The 14,611-nt window shown below is 72.2% G+C and carries 10 protein-coding genes; 5 read left to right on the top strand and 5 right to left on the bottom strand.

Going from position 1 to position 14,611, the window contains the following annotated elements:
• Positions 1-3 precede the first annotated feature (3 nt).
• The 3 genes from ACIBNA_RS18980 to ACIBNA_RS18970 all read left to right on the top strand — a co-directional run bounded on the left by ACIBNA_RS18980 (position 4) and on the right by ACIBNA_RS18970 (position 4,419).
• Entirely contained in the window at positions 4-2,775 is a 2,772-nt protein-coding gene (locus tag ACIBNA_RS18980; protein WP_399166339.1) for an SUKH-4 family immunity protein, read from the top strand.
• A 150-nt stretch (positions 2,776-2,925) separates the two neighbouring features.
• The gene (locus tag ACIBNA_RS18975; protein WP_399166338.1) at positions 2,926-3,387 is read left to right on the top strand and encodes a carboxymuconolactone decarboxylase family protein; all 462 of its coding nucleotides are present in this window, start codon (positions 2,926-2,928) and stop codon (positions 3,385-3,387) included.
• Positions 3,388-3,531: 144 nt separating this feature from the next.
• Positions 3,532-4,419 (top strand): cellulose-binding protein, encoded by an 888-nt coding sequence (locus ACIBNA_RS18970; RefSeq protein WP_399166337.1) that lies wholly within the window; start codon positions 3,532-3,534, stop codon positions 4,417-4,419.
• 462 nt (positions 4,420-4,881) lie between these two features.
• Here ACIBNA_RS18970 and ACIBNA_RS18965 read toward each other — a convergent pair whose 3' ends face one another.
• The 4 genes from ACIBNA_RS18965 to ACIBNA_RS18950 form a co-directional block, all read right to left on the bottom strand.
• Positions 4,882-6,495 carry a cation acetate symporter gene (locus ACIBNA_RS18965; RefSeq protein ID WP_399166336.1) on the bottom strand — a complete coding sequence of 538 codons (1,614 nt, stop codon included), beginning with the start codon at positions 6,493-6,495 and terminating at the stop codon, positions 4,882-4,884.
• Entirely contained in the window at positions 6,492-6,938 is a 447-nt protein-coding gene (locus ACIBNA_RS18960) for a DUF485 domain-containing protein (RefSeq protein WP_399166335.1), read from the bottom strand. The genes ACIBNA_RS18965 and ACIBNA_RS18960 overlap by 4 nt, the downstream gene beginning before the upstream one ends.
• 158 nt (positions 6,939-7,096) lie before the next feature.
• The gene (locus ACIBNA_RS18955) at positions 7,097-7,609 is read right to left on the bottom strand and encodes a GNAT family N-acetyltransferase (RefSeq protein WP_399166334.1); all 513 of its coding nucleotides are present in this window, start codon (positions 7,607-7,609) and stop codon (positions 7,097-7,099) included.
• Positions 7,610-7,629: 20 nt separating this feature from the next.
• A complete protein-coding gene (locus tag ACIBNA_RS18950; RefSeq protein ID WP_399166333.1) occupies positions 7,630-9,123 on the bottom strand; it encodes an MFS transporter in 1,494 nt (497 codons plus the stop codon).
• A gap of 476 nt (positions 9,124-9,599) precedes the next feature.
• Between ACIBNA_RS18950 and ACIBNA_RS18945 the strand changes: the two genes are divergently transcribed.
• Positions 9,600-10,388: an ABC transporter ATP-binding protein gene (locus tag ACIBNA_RS18945; RefSeq protein WP_399166332.1), complete on the top strand. Its 789-nt coding sequence runs from the start codon at positions 9,600-9,602 to the stop codon at positions 10,386-10,388.
• Entirely contained in the window at positions 10,385-12,964 is a 2,580-nt protein-coding gene (locus tag ACIBNA_RS18940) for an ABC transporter permease (protein ID WP_399166331.1), read from the top strand. Before ACIBNA_RS18945 ends, ACIBNA_RS18940 begins: the two co-directional genes overlap by 4 nt.
• A gap of 105 nt (positions 12,965-13,069) precedes the next feature.
• On the opposite strand, the gene ACIBNA_RS18935 is transcribed toward ACIBNA_RS18940, so the two are convergent.
• On the bottom strand, positions 13,070-14,503 hold the full coding sequence (locus ACIBNA_RS18935) for a DUF2079 domain-containing protein (protein ID WP_399166330.1): 1,434 nt from the start codon (positions 14,501-14,503) through the stop codon (positions 13,070-13,072).
• Positions 14,504-14,611 lie beyond the last annotated feature (108 nt).

Raw genomic sequence — 14,611 nt, 5'->3', positions numbered from 1 at the left:
GCGATGGTGACCTTCGCGCAGGCGCAGGAGCGCGCGGAAGAGTGGATCAACGGAGACGTGCCGTCGTACCAGCATCGTGAGGTGCGGGTGCGGGAGTTCGACCTCGGGTTCGTGGTGTGGGCCGAGGACCGGGCGGACGGGCCGCGTTCCGACGGCGGCGCGCAGCGGCTGGTGATCGCGCGGGACAGCGGTGAGGCGACGTTGTGGCCCGGGCTGCCGGTGGGTGAGGTGATCCGCCGGTACGAGGAGGAGTACGGTCGTCCGGACGCGGCTCAGGAGCCGGCGCCGGCTCCCGCGGCCCGGGTGGACCTGAACCAGACGTCCTTCCTGCTGACTCCGCCGGAGTGGTTGCAGGACGCGGCCGACAAGCTGGGGATTCCGGATCGGCGGGGGGCTGGTGCGACTGCGGGAGCGGGGGCGGGTGCTGCGTCGGCTTCCGCTGCTGACCCGGCTGGGGCCGCGGGTGGTGATTCCGCTTCCGGTGCGTCGTGGCCTGCTGCCGTGGGGAGTGACTCCGGGGCGGGAGCGGGGACGGGTGCGCCGGCCGGGGCCACGCCCTGGGCCGGTACGGACACCAACGGCGATGCCGGTGAGGACCGTTCCGTACCGCTGCCCGCGACGGTCTTCGCGCCGCCGCTGAGCGAGACCGACGCTGACACGCCGCCGCCGGCGACGCCCGAGGCCAAGACGGCGCTGCTGTCGGGCGGCAGTCAGCTTCCGCCGACGGCGGTCTCACCGGCGGTCGACGATCCGAACGCGCAGGGCGCTGCGCCTGCGCCTGCGCCTGGTGGGCCGGGTTACGGCTATCCGTCGGGGGCGGCGGGTGCTGCTCCGGCTCCGGGCGGGCCGGGTACGCCGCCTACTGGTGTGCCGCAGGGCAGTACGCCTCCGCCTCCGCCTGTGCCGGGCGGGCAGCCGTACGGGTATCCGCAGGGTGTGCCTGAGCGGCCGCTCGCGCCGAACGCCGGGGACATCGCCGACGCCGCGACCAGCAAGGCGGCTCCGCCGCCGGGTCGTGGACGGGGCGCCGGTCCGACGACGCCGCCTCCGCCGGGCGCCCCGGGGACGCCGGGTGCGCGGCCGGGCGGTACGCCTCCGCCGTCGGGGCCCGGGGCGCCGGGTACTCCGGCTGGGGGTTACGTGCCTACGCAGCTTGTGTCGGCGCTCGGGCCTGAGGGACCCGGGGGGCCTGGAGGCCCGGGCAACGAGGGCTCCGGTGCGCCGCTGCCTCCCCAGCAGCCGCCGGGTCCTCCTGGTGCGTCGAACCAGCCTGGTGCGCCGCAGCCTCCGGGCGCTCCGAACCCGCCCGGCGCCCCGGGTGGTACGCCACCCGGTGGTGTGCACCATGCCGCCACGATGCTTGCCGATCCCGGCCGGACGGGCCCGGGCGTACCTCAGCCTCCGGGGCCTCCGGGCGCGCCTGGTGCGCCTGGTGCGCCGAACCAGCCTGGTGTCCCGCAGCCTCCGGGTGCGCCGAACCCGCCGGGTGCCCCGGGTGGTCCAGGCGGCCCGGGTCCCGTGCACCACGCGGAGACCGTGCTGGCCCCGCCTCCGGCGGGCGGCCCCGGCGTGCCCGCGCCGCCGCAGGCCCCCGGCGCACCACCTGCTGCCCCGGGCGCTCCTGGCGTGCCCAGTGCGCCGCCGATGCCGCCCGGTGGGATGCCGTCCGGTGGGATGCCGCCTGGCGCAATGGCGCCCGGTGGGATGCCGCCCGGTGCGATGCCGCCGCCCGGTCAGCCCGCCCCCGGGCAGCCTCCGGCGTACGGCTATCCGCAGCAGCCCACCGGGCAGCCCACCGGGCAGCCCACGGTCGGCCCCGGCTACCAGGCCGTGCTGCGCTACCGCGCGCATGACGGTTCCGAGCAGCAGCTGATCCGGCGTTCGGCGCCGGGCACGCCGCACCCGGAGTGGCAGATCTTCCACGAGCTGCGGGCCATGAACGTGCCCCCGGACCAGGTGCTGGAGCTCCACACCGAGTTGGAGTCGTGCGAGCTGCCGGGTGCGTACTGCGCGCGGATGATCCGGGAGCAGTGGCCGCAGGCGCGGATCACGAGCATCGCGCCGTACGGTACGGACCACGCGAGCCGGCAGCAGGGCATGCAGCAACTGCTGGCCCACCAGGGCGAGTTGCACCAGGTGGCCGACGGCCCGGCGCGTCCGGCTCCGGTGCGGGCGCCGTTGCCGCCGGTGCAGGCGGTGGCGCCGATCCCGCCGGAGGCGATCGCGCAGGAGCTGGGTGCCGCGTTCGGGCCGGGGGTGTTCCGGTTCGAGCAGGCCGCCGTGTCCCGGCAGGGCGTGCCGCCGGTCGTGGCGCACACGCTGGTCGCGGCGGGTCTGCCGATGGACATGGGCCCCTTCTTCTGGGCGCAGGCGCAGCCGGGCCGGCCCGTGCCGACGCTGGCGGAGCTGGCGGCCGAGCGCGGTGTGCAGCCGGCCCCGGACGCGGGTTCCTACCTGGTGATGGGCAGCGACTTCGGCAAGGCGATCTGTGTGCAGTACGGCACGGCGAACATCGTCGCCGTGCCGGTGGAAGCGGGGCCGGGCGGGGCGCCCGTACCGCCGCAGTTCGTGAACACCGGGCTGCCGGAGTTCGCGCGCTGCCTGGCGCTGCTCGGGCGGATGTGGCGGCTGCGGTTCGGGCTGAACCAGGAGCAGGCGGGCCGTTGGACCGTCGACTTCCAGGCGCAGTTGGCCGCGCTCGACCCGGCGGCGCTCGGATCGCCGGAGAGCTGGTGGTCGGTGCTGCTGGAGCAGATGTGGGACGGACTGCTGTGACGCGCCGCCGCTGACGTGTCCTGAGGAGCCGGGTCCGGTCGGTCGTGAGACTGCCGGGCCCGGCTTTTTCATGCCGGGCTGTCACATCTTCCTCCTCCGCTGCGTCAGTGCGGTGACAGCGATTCACCGCCGACGCAGGAGGCAGAGATCATGCAGGCACGGATGACCAACCCGGCGTACGTCCTTCCCGGTGCGATGAAGGGCATCGGCACCCTCTTCCAGGCGATCGGGGAGGGCGGCCTTGGGCAGGACGTGGCGGAGATCGTCGGGCTGCGGGCCAGTCAGATCAACGGCTGCGGTCCCTGCGTGCACGGGCACACGGCCAACCTCCGCAAGGCCGGGGTGAGCGAGGAGCGCATCGCGGCCGTCGCGGCCTGGCGGCACGCGCCCTTCTTCTCGGACGCCGAGCGTGCCGCGCTGAGGCTGACGGAGGCGATGACGCGGCTCTCGGATCTGTCGGAGGAGTCGGTTCCGGACGCGCTGTGGGACGAGGTGGCCGATCACTTCGACGAGAAGGAGATCTCCGCGCTGATCCTCACCGTCGCGGTGACGAACATGTTCAACCGCATCAACACGACCATCAAGGAGCCCGCGGGCACCACATGGGGCTGACGGCCGTACGGCCGGGCCGGGGGCCCGTGTCCTCTGTGCGGAGTGTCGCGTTATGAACACTTCCGTCTGATCCACCAAGATGTGCGCGAAATCATCCCATTTCGTGCTCGATCGCGCGTCGGCGTGGTGGAGAGGGGCCCCAGCATGAGCAGCGCATCGGTGTCCCCGCACGGCTTCCCGGCCGTGCGGGGGCGCGGTTACCGTCCCGAACAGGTCGACGAGTACGCCGAGGCCCTCTCCGAGGACCGTGACGCGGCCTGGGAGAGGGCCGCCCGGCTGACGGTGCTCGCCCGGCACATGGACGCGGAACTGGAGCAGTTGCGGGAGGTCGTCGCACGGCTGGTCCCGCAGACCTACGAGTCGCTCGGGGAGCGGGCGCGGCGGCTCTTCGAACTCGGCCAGGAGGAAGCCGCGGCCGTACGGGACGGGGCGCGGCGGGAGGCGCGTGAACTCGTCGACGGGGCGTGCGAGTCCGCGGCCGGCGTGCGCGAGTCCGCGCAGGCGTACGCCGATGCCGTAAGCGCCGACGCCGACGAACGTGCCCGGCAGCGGCTGCTCGCGGCGCGCGCCGAGGCCGACGAGATCCGGGCCGCGGCCGATCGTGAGGCGCGGGAACAGCGGGGCGAGGCGCTGGCCGCGTTGCGGGAGATGCGGCAGCGCACCTCCGGAATGCTGGCCGAGCAGGCCAAGGAGCACGCCGAGCGGTGGGCGGAGCTGGAGCGGGAGGATGCCGCCCGGGTGGCCGCGCTGGACGCCCACCACACGGAGGCGGTGGCACGCGCCGAGAGCGCGCTGTACGAGGCCGAGCAGGCCTTCGCCGACGCCGAGGACTCGACCCGGCACCGGCAGGAAGAGGCAGCCGCGTGCGCCGCGGAGTTGCTCGCCCAGGCCCGCAGCCACGCGGAGTCCGTGGAGCAGGAGACGGAACGAGTACTGCGCGAGCACGCCGAGCACGGGGACGACGCCCGGGCGCACATCGACCGCGTGCACGCCGACCTGACGGCGTGGGCGGGGCGCGCAGCGGCGGAGTGAGGCGAGGCGTGCGGTGTGGTTGGGGGTGGGTGGCGGCGGCTGCGGGTTGGTGTCGTGGCTGGCTGCTGGGCGATCGCCGTGGGTTGGTGTCGTGGTCGGCGGCTCGATCGCCGCGCGTTGGCTCCGCGGCCGGCCACCGGCCGATCGCCGTGCGTCGCCGCCGTACGAGGCGGCGACGCCCGCCGCTTCTGCGCCGTGTTTCGGCTGCGTCAGGCTCGCGCCACGCTTCCGCCGCGCCGCGCTCGCGCCGCGCTCCCGCTGCGGCGGGGCCCGTCGCGCGAGGGCGTGCCTGACGGGTGACGGCGGGCTGCCGTCGTGTGTGAGGCGAGGGGGACGCCGACGCCGGTGTCCACGGTCGGCGGCCGTACTGGGCTTTCGTGTCGCGGTCACCTGGACTCACGCACCCCAGCCGCCCCTGGGCGCGGCCTGGCACGGCAGGCCGCCGCCACCGTGCCCTCCGCGTCAGCGATCCCTGCGTACCGCGCCCGCCAGGATCCAGCCCTCCACCGCCTCGTACTGGTGGCGTTGTTCCTCCGACTTGCGGCGGCCGGAGGCCATCGTGCCCAGCCAGCCGCAGGCGAAGCCCAGGGGTATGGAGAGCAGACCCGTGGTGGTGAACGGGAACCAGTTGAAGTCGGCGTCGGGGAAGGCGGAGACGGGCGAGCCGGAGACCAGGTTGGTGCCCGGCATCAGCAGCAGGACGGCCAGGGAGCCGCCGATGAGGGTGCTGAGCAGGCCCGTCCGGGTGTAGCGGCGCCAGAAGAGGCTGTAGACCAGCGCGGGGGCGATGGCCGAGGCGCCCAGGCAGAAGGACAGCGTCACCAGGGGTTGCAGGCTGCGATGCTGGACGAGCGTGGCCAGGAGGATCGCCGGGATGCCCACCGCCAGCGCCGAGACCCGGGCCACCGTCATCTCGCGGCGCGGTGACATCTCCCGCACCCGGGCCGCGAACACGTCGTGCGCGAGGGAGTTGGCGCAGGCGAGGATCATTCCGGCGACCGAGGCGAGCAGCGTCAGGAACACCGCCGTGGTGACGGTCGTGAACAGGAACGTCTCCGCCGTCGACACGTCCGGGCCGAACGCCGCCTGGGAGCCCAGCAGATAGGCCGTGTTGCCCTGCGGGTCCACTTGCGCGATCAGCGCCCGCCCGACCAGGGCAGTCGCGCCGAACCCGACGACCGTGATGACGAGCACGAACAGCGCCACGCTCGACACGGCCCAGGACATCGACCGCCGTACCTGCCGGGCACTGGAAGCGGTGTACATGCGCATGGTGACGTGCGGCAGCACGGCACCGCCGAGGACCACCGTCAGTTGCGAGGTGATCATGTCCAGGCCGGGGCTGGGGCCGCCCGCGAACTGCAGGCCCGAGGAGAGGAACGCCGAGCCCACACCGCTGTTGCCGGCGGCCGCGTTGAACAGGGCGCCCGGATCCCAGTCGAACCGGTGCAGGATCAGCATCGCGATCACCATGCCGGAGCCGAGCAGCATCACGATCTTCAGGATCTGGATGAGGGCGGTGCCCTTCATCCCGCCGATCGCCGCGTAACTGATCATCAGCGCGCCCACGCCGATGATGCAGCCCGTCTGCAACGACTCGCCGGAGAAGCCGAGGACGAACGCCATGAGCTGCCCGGTCCCCGCCAACTGCACGACCATCAGCGGCAGCAGCGCCGCCAGGGTCACCGCGCAGGCCGCGATACGGACGCCGCGTCCCGGCATACGGCGGGCCAGCGCGTCGCCCATGGTGAACCGGCCCGCGTTGCGCAGCGGTTCGGCCAGCAGGAACATCAGCAGCATCAGGGACAGCGCCGTACTGAGGGCCAGTACGGTCCCGTCGTAGCCGAACAGGGCGATCACGCCGCCCGTGCCGAGGACGGTCGCGGCGGAGATGTAGTCGCCGGCGATCGCCAGGCCGTTGCGCATGGGGGACAGCGAGCTGTAGCCGGTGTAGAACTCGTCGAGGTCGTCCCGGTCCGGGCCCGTCATCACGCACAGCAGCAGGGTGATCGTGGCGACGGCGGTGAAGCCGACCAGGGACATCGACTGGGCGTTGCCGCTGAACTCGGTGGTCACCGCGTTCCCTCCCGACGGGCGTCCAGTTCGGCCTGCTTGCGTATCCGGTCCGCGAGGGGGTCGACGCGGCGGCGGGCCGTCTGCTCGTACAGGGCGATCGCCAGCCAGGTCACGGGAACCTGGACGAGCGCGAGCAGCAGGCCGGTGGGCAGGCCGTCGGTGACGGTGCTCGTCATGAACGACGGTGCGAACGCCGACAGGAACAGGAACAGGACGAAGTAGCCGAGCGCCGTGAGCGTGGCCACGCGCCGCTGCCAGCGGTAGGCGCTGCGCAGCACCCGCAGGTCGCTGTGGTGCCCGAGCGCGGCGTGGCGCTGGGGGCGCCGCCGGGCCGGTTCGGCCGGTTCGGGCGGCTGTTGCGGCAGCCAGGGGTAGGTGTCGTAGGAGGGTGAGGAATCCGGCGGCCGGTACGGAGAGGACGGTGGCGGCGGGTCGTAGGACATCCCGGTGCTCCTTGCGAGGGTCGGATCCGGTGCGGCGGACCGCAGGGAGGTTGGGGGGAGCCACGCACGTTACTTCGCGGTACCGGGCAGACGCGAGTGTTTGGCCAAACTGATCGGTCGGTACGCGCTTACTACGCTGACCTCGGGTGTTACCCGCATTAACCCGGTATCCGGGCGGTGAATCGTCCGAGGCGGCGTACGTAACGGACTCCGGGGCGGCCGGCCACCGTGGTGTCCTCGACGCGCGTGAAGCCGTTGCGGGTCAGGACTGTCATGGAGGCCTGGTTGTCCAGGGGCGTGACCGCCGTGAGGGAGGTCAGCCCGTAGTCGGTGGCGGCCAGGCGGCACACCTGCGCGACGGCCGCCGTCGCAAAGCCCCGGCCCGCGGCCTGTTCGCCCACCCGGTAGCCGAGTTCGGCGCAGCCGTCCGTCACGTCGACCAGGTTCACCCGGCCGACCAGGTTCCCCTCCTCGTCCAGGACGACGTGGAAGTGGCACACGCGCGCGTGCTGCTCCGCGAGGAGCGCCCGGTGGCGTTCGGCGAACCCCGCTGCCGTGAAGTAGGCGTCCCCGCGGTCCGGCACCGAGCGGGCGAAGTACGCCCGGTTCTCCCGTTCGAAGTCCAGCAGCGCGTCCGCGTGTTCGGCCCGGAGTGGTTCCAAGGACAGCATGGGCGGGAGGATAGGTGCGGTCAGTCGCCCAGCACCGGGAATTTCCGGGGCGCGAGGAACAGCAGCACCAGGAACGCCAGTGCCGCCGCGCAGGAGGCGCCCAGGTAGACCGCGTGCACCGCGTCGGCGATCGCCCGCCGGGTCGCCTCGGGCGCGGTGCCCGAGGCGAGGGCCCGGGTCACCGAGTCGAGGTCGCTCGCGCCGCCGAGCCGGGCGGCCAGCACCCCGTTGGCGACGGCGCCGAAGACCGCCGCGCCGACCGTCTGGCCGGTCTGCCGGCAGAACAGCACGGACGCGGTCGTCGTACCGCGCTCGGCCCACCCCACCGTCGCCTGCACACCGACGATGAGCGGCAACTGGAACAGGCCCAGCGCGGCGCCGAGGAGCAGCATCAGCAGGGTCGGCTGCCAGGCCTGCCCGGGGTAGGGCAGGAACGGGAACGCGAACAGGATCAGCGCGGCCGCTCCGATGCCCAGCATCGCCGTGTTGCGGAAGCCGATCCTGCGGTACACGTGCTGGCTCAGCGCCGCCGATATGGGCCAGCTCAACGTCCATACGGACAGCACGAATCCGGCGGCCACGGGCGCGAGGCCCAGCACCGACTGGGCGTAGGTGGGCAGGAACACCGCCGGCGCGACCATCAGCAGGCCCAGCGCGCCCAGGGCCAGATTGACCGCGGCGATCGTACGGCGCCGCCACACCCAGCCCGGGATGATCGGCTCCGCCGCCCGGCGCTCCACCAGCACCACGACCGCGACCAGGGCGAGTCCCGTACCGAACAGGGCGAGTGAGGGCGCCGACAGCCACGGCCACGCCACCCCGCCCTGCACCAGGGCCGTGAGCAGGACACCGCCGCAGGCGAACACGGCGAGGGCGCCCGCCCAGTCCACGCGCGCGTGCGTGCCGGTTTCCCGCTGCGGCTCGTGGAGGTGACGGACGATCAGCCACAACGCGACCGCGCCGATCGGCAGGTTGACCAGGAAGATCCAGCGCCAGTCCGCGTAGGCGGCGAGCACGCCGCCGAGACCCGGGCCGGCGACCGCCGAGACCGCCCACACCGTGGACAGCTTCGACTGGATCTTGGGACGGTCCTTCAGCGGGTAGAGGTCGGCGGCGAGCGTCTGCACGGTGCCCTGCAGCGCGCCGCCGCCCAGGCCCTGCACGACGCGGAACGCGATGAGCGCCCCCATGTTCCAGGCCAGCGCGCACAGCAGGGAGCCGACGAGGAAGACCACCGAGCCCGCGACGAGGACCGGTTTGCGGCCGAAGGTGTCGGAGAGCTTGCCGTAGACGGGCAGGGTGACGGTCACGGCCAGCAGATAGCCGGAGAACAGCCAGGAGAAGACGGAGAAGCCGCCGAGGTCCCCGACGATCTGCGGTACGGCGGTCGAGACGATGGTGGCGTCGAGCGCCGCCAGCGCCATCGAGAGCATGAGGGCGGCGACGACAGCGCCCCGCCGGCCGGTCGTGGCGGGACGTGCGGTCTCACGTGCCGCGGAACTGGTGCTGCCCACCCCGGGTTTCCTCCCCCTCGCCCCGGCCGCGCCTGCGCCACGGGTGCCGTCGCTTTGCCTGCCCCTTGCACCTACCTGCTGCCCGGACAGCTTCCCACTTGACCCTGACGTCGCGGGAGGGTGGAGCCTGAATGGGCCGACGGGTGGAGCGAACCCTGAGACGGTCTCCACCCTTCGGTGGACTGCCCCTAGGGGTACCTCCGTACTACGACCTGGGGAGGGTTCGTACCGGCGGAGGACGAGACGCGCAGGGGTCGGTCCTTAACCTGGCTTTATGCCGCCGGGGGGCGGTTTGGCACACCGGCGGGGGTGGGGTTTTCCACAGGAAAAGACTGCGCTGAGCACCAGGGCGCGGGACCCCTCCCCGCCGCGAGACTGAAACGCGTCGGACGGACCCAGTGGTCCGGCAACGCATACCGCGGCTGTCGACCAGGCGACCGCCTTCACCATCTGCTGACCGATATAGGAGACATACCGTGACTTCGGCTGTGACCATTCCCAGGCACGGGGGCACTGGAGGGCGTACGGCCGTTGCCGCGCGGGCGCGGCAGGTCGTGAAGGCGTACGGGTCCGGTGAGACCCGAGTCGTCGCCCTCGACCACGTCGACGTGGACATCGCACGCGGCCAGTTCACCGCGATCATGGGCCCCTCGGGGTCCGGCAAGTCCACGCTCATGCACTGCCTCGCCGGGCTCGACACCGTCACCAGCGGGCAGATCTACCTCGACGAGACCGAGATCACCGGCCTGAAGGACAAGAAGCTCACGCAGCTGCGCCGGGACCGGATCGGGTTCATCTTCCAGGCGTTCAACCTGCTGCCGACGCTCAACGCCATCGAGAACATCACGCTGCCCATGGACATCGCGGGCCGCAAGCCGGACAAGCAGTGGCTGGCGCGGGTCGTGGAGACCGTCGGGCTCGCCGACCGTCTCAAGCACCGGCCCACCCAGTTGTCCGGCGGCCAGCAGCAGCGCGTCGCCGTGGCGCGGGCGCTGGCGGCCCGGCCCGAGATCATCTTCGGGGACGAGCCGACCGGAAACCTCGACTCGCGCGCCGGCGCCGAGGTCCTCGGCTTCCTGCGCCGGTCCGTGGACGAGCTGGGCCAGACCATCGTGATGGTCACCCACGACCCGGTCGCCGCCAGTTACGCCGACCGTGTGCTGTACCTCGCCGACGGCCGCATCGTCGACGAGATGTTCAAGCCGACCGCGGAGGCCGTCCTGGACCGCATGAAGGACTTCGACGCCCGGGGGCGCACGTCATGACCGTCATGAAGACCTCCATGCGCAACTTCTTCGCGCACAAGGGACGCATGGCGCTGTCGGCGATCGCCGTCCTGCTGTCGGTGGGCTTCGTCTGCGGGACGCTCGTCTTCACGGACACCATGTCCACGACGTTCGACAAGCTCTTCGCGGCCACCTCCTCGGACGTGACCGTGAGCGCCAAGGGCGCCTCCGACAGCGGTGAGACGACCGCCGACAACGGCAAGCCGCCGGTCATGCCGGCCTCCGTGCTCACCGAGGTGCGCAAGGCCGAGGGTGTGAAGTCCGCCGAGGGCACGGTGTTCTCCACCTCGGTGACGGTCGTCGACGCCGAGAAGGACAACCTGTCGCCCTCCAGCGGCGCCCCGACCATCGTCGGCGGCTGGAACGCCAACGAAGCCCGCACCATGGAGATCACCTCCGGTGCGGCACCCAAGAGCGCCGACCAGATCATGGTCGACGGCGACACCGCCGACAAGCACGACCTGAAGCTCGGTGACGAGATCGGCGTGATCAGCGCGGTCGGCACCCACAAGGCGAAGATCTCCGGCATCGCCGACTTCACGGTCACCAACCCCGGCGCCGCGATCTTCTACCTCGACACCAAGACCGCCCAGCAGACCCTGGTCGGTGAGACCGGCGTCTACACCAACGTCAACGTCACCGCGGCCGCCGGCGTCAGCGACGCGCAGCTGAAGAAGAACGTCACGGCCGAGCTCGGCGCCGACTTCCAGGTGAAGACCGCCAAGGAGACCGCCGACGCCAACCAGAAGGACGTCGCGGGCTTCATGAACGTCATGAAGTACGCGATGCTCGGCTTCGCCGGGATCGCCTTCCTCGTCGGCATCTTCCTGATCATCAACACCTTCTCCATGCTGGTCGCCCAGCGCACCCGGGAGATCGGCCTGATGCGGGCGATCGGCTCCTCCCGCAAGCAGGTCAACCGCTCCGTGCTGGCCGAGGCGCTGCTGCTCGGCGTCGTCGGATCGGTGCTCGGCGTGGCCGGGGGCGTCGGCCTCGCGGTCGGCCTGATGAAGCTCATGGGCCAGATGGGCATGGAGCTGTCCACCGACGACCTGACGGTGGCCTGGACGACCCCGGTGGTCGGCCTCCTGCTCGGCGTGGTCGTCACCGTCCTGGCCGCCTACCTGCCCGCCCGGCGGGCCGGCAAGATCTCCCCGATGGCCGCACTGCGCGACGCGGGAGCCCCCGCGGACGCCAAGGCCGGCTGGATCCGCGGCGTGATCGGCACGGTCCTCACCGGCGCCGGCGTCTTCTGCCTGTACCTGACGGCGGCGGCCGACAAGGCCACGGAGGGCTCGCTGTGGCTCGGCCTCGGCGTGGTGATGTCGCTGATCGGCTTCGTCGTCATCGGCCCGCTGCTCGCCGGCGGTGTGGTCCGCGTCCTCGGCGCCGTCCTGCTGCGCATGTTCGGCCCCGTCGGCCGCATGGCCGAGCGCAACGCCCTGCGCAACCCGCGCCGCACCGGCGCGACGGGCGCCGCGCTGATGATCGGCCTCGCGCTGGTGGCGTGCCTGTCCGTGGTCGGCTCCTCCATGGTGGCGTCCGCCACCGACCAGCTCGACAAGACCGTCGGCACGGACTTCATCATCCAGTCCGACAGCGGCCAGCTGATCACCCCGCAGGCGGTCAAGGCCGCGAAGTCGGCGCCGGAGATGGAGCGGGTCACCGAATACAAGTGGACCAAGGCCGACTTCACCACCCCCGACGGCAAGACGCTCAAGGACACGGCGATCACTGCGGCCGACCCGTCGTACGCGACCGACCTGCGCACCGAGACGGTCGCCGGCAAGCTCCCCGACGCCTACAAGCCCGACTCGATGTCCGTGCACGAGAAGTTCGCCAAGGACCACGGCATCGGCCTCGGCTCCAAGATCAAGGTCGCCTTCAAGGACGGCTCCACGGCCGACCTGACGGTCCGGGCGATCACCAGCAGTGACGTCGTGATCGACGCGGGCGCGATGTACACGTCCATCGCCACGATGGCCAAGTACGTCCCGGCCGACAAGATGCCGCTGGACTCGCTGCTCTTCGCCAGCGCCAAGGACGGGCAGCAGGACGCCGCCTACAAGTCCCTGAAGTCGGCGCTGCACGACTACCCGCAGTACACCGTGCGCGACCAGACCGACTACAAGGAGGCCCTGAAGGACCAGATCGGCCAGCTGCTCAACATGATCTACGGCCTGCTGGCCCTGGCGATCGTCGTCGCCATCCTGGGCGTGGTGAACACCCTGGCCCTGTCGGTGGTGGAGCGCACCCGCGAGATCGGCCTGATGCGGGCGATCGGCCTCTCCCGCCGTCAGCTGCGCCGCATGATCCGCATGGAGTCGGTCGTGATCGCCCTCTTCGGCGCCCTCCTGGGCCTCGGACTGGGCATGGGCTGGGGCGCCACCGCACAGCAGCTCCTCGCCCTGGAGGGTCTGGAGGTCCTGGAGATCCCCTGGCCGACGATCACCGGCGTCTTCATCGCCTCGGCGTTCGTGGGTCTGTTCGCCGCCCTCATCCCGGCGTTCCGGGCGGGCCGGATGAACGTCCTGAACGCCATCGCGACCGAGTAGCCGGCCAAGGACCACCGCATACGGGGGTTGCGGAGGACGGGCCCGCCCCGGAGGTTTCCGCCTCCGGGGCGGGCTCGGTGCACGACGGGGTCTGGGCACCCGGCATCAGCTCGCCGTCAGCCGCTCCAGGACCACGTACCCGCCCGCCTTGCCCGCGACGGCGTACTCGGCGCCGGGGTGCAGGTCCCCGGCGTAGCCCACCGGGTCGCGGTACGTGTCGTCGATGTTCTCCAGGGCGATGTACTGCGGGGTGACGCCCTGGGTGTTGCCGAGCCAGAAGACCCGGCAGCGTGAGGTCAGGCGGCTGATCGGGCCGATGTTGGCCTCGACGGTGGCGCCGTCGGGGATCCGCGCCAGGAGCCGTTCGACGCCGGACACCGCGGCGGGCTCCCGGTAGATCCCGGCCTGAGTGAGCTGCGCCAGCGGCAGCGACGTGGTCAGAGCCAGGGCCGCGGCGGCGACGGCGGCCGGCAGCTGGGCGGCGTACGAGCTCAGCCGCGGGCGCGGGCTGTGGCGCGCGGCCGTGAGGGCGTCGGCGAGGGCGAGGAAGACGACCGGCATCAGGACCGCGCTGTAGTGCCAGTCCGTGCCCCAGTAGTGGTCGTCGCCGGACAGGAAGCGCCAGCCGAGCGTCGGCACGGCCACCAGCAGCAGCGGGGAACGCAGGGCGAGCAGCCCGGTGGTGGGGATCAGCAGCCAGGCGAGGGTGCGGAGCTTGGTGTCCAGGCCGTCGACGGGGCTGCCCGACTCGCTGACCTTGTTCCAGTAGTCGTAGGTCCCGGAGGTGTTGAACGACGGGATGACCACCGTGAGGACGAGCAGCATCGCCGCCACGCCGAACACGGCGACACCGAGCGCGTACGGAACCGTCCGCGGCGACGAGCCGCGCGCCCGCCAGGCGACGACGAGCGCGATCGCGGCCAGCGTCAGTCCCAGGTCCTCCTTCACCAGCACCAGGGGCAGCGCCCAGCACAGGGCCGCGCCCCGGCGGTCCGCGAGCAGGGCCTCCAGGGAGAAGGCGATCAGCGGGACGGCGAAGCAGATCTCGTGGAAGTCGAAGTCGACGGCGCGCTGCACGCCCCAGGACAGTCCGTAGGCGAGGCCGAGGGCGAGACCGCGACGACGGCCGAGGAGCCGGGCGGCGGCGCGGGTGACCGGTACGGCGGACAGGGCGAAGAGCGCGGCCTGGGCGACCAGCAGCGTGACCGGCGAGGGAAACAGCCGGTACGCCGGCGCGAGCAGGGCCGTCACCGGGCTGAAATGGTCACCCAGGATGTCGAACCCCGGCCCCTTGAGGTCGGACACCGGCGCCCGCAGATGCGCGTACGCGCGCACCACCTGCTCGAAGATGCCCAGGTCCCAGGAGAGGGTCGTCATGTGCCGGTAGCGGCCGACGGAGACGGCCGCGTAGGCGGCGAAGAGGACGGCGGCGAGGACCCAGGGGTCCCACCGCGCGCGATCCGGGTGCCGGTCGCCGCGGGGAGGGGCGACCGGCGTCGGTATGTGGGCCTCTGGGGCCTGGAGGGTGGGGGCGGGCATGCCGAGCCTTACGGGTGGGGGGTACCGCTCGGGAGACCGCACCGATCATGCCGTGGCGAAATCAACGGGTGGAGGTGAAGTTGTGAAGATTGGGCGGCTGGTTCCGTT

The organism is Streptomyces sp. NPDC050164 (assembly GCF_044459945.1).
Classification (GTDB): Bacteria; Actinomycetota; Actinomycetes; order Streptomycetales; family Streptomycetaceae; genus Streptomyces; species Streptomyces coeruleorubidus_A.
Note: the sequence above shows the minus strand (reverse complement) of the source record. Positions and strands in the feature narration are given on the sequence as shown.

What these genes read in the sequence shown, in the direction of transcription:
- ACIBNA_RS18980 (WP_399166339.1), top strand. Translation starts at nt 4, where the DNA reads ATGGTGACCTTCGCGCAGGCGCAGGAGCGCGCGGAAGAGTGGATCAAC.
- ACIBNA_RS18975 (WP_399166338.1), top strand. Translation starts at nt 2,926, where the DNA reads ATGCAGGCACGGATGACCAACCCGGCGTACGTCCTTCCCGGTGCGATG.
- ACIBNA_RS18970 (WP_399166337.1), top strand. Translation starts at nt 3,532, where the DNA reads ATGAGCAGCGCATCGGTGTCCCCGCACGGCTTCCCGGCCGTGCGGGGG.
- ACIBNA_RS18960 (WP_399166335.1), bottom strand. Translation starts at nt 6,938, where the DNA reads ATGTCCTACGACCCGCCGCCACCGTCCTCTCCGTACCGGCCGCCGGAT.
- ACIBNA_RS18955 (WP_399166334.1), bottom strand. Translation starts at nt 7,609, where the DNA reads ATGCTGTCCTTGGAACCACTCCGGGCCGAACACGCGGACGCGCTGCTG.
- ACIBNA_RS18940 (WP_399166331.1), top strand. Translation starts at nt 10,385, where the DNA reads ATGACCGTCATGAAGACCTCCATGCGCAACTTCTTCGCGCACAAGGGA.
- ACIBNA_RS18935 (WP_399166330.1), bottom strand. Translation starts at nt 14,503, where the DNA reads ATGCCCGCCCCCACCCTCCAGGCCCCAGAGGCCCACATACCGACGCCG.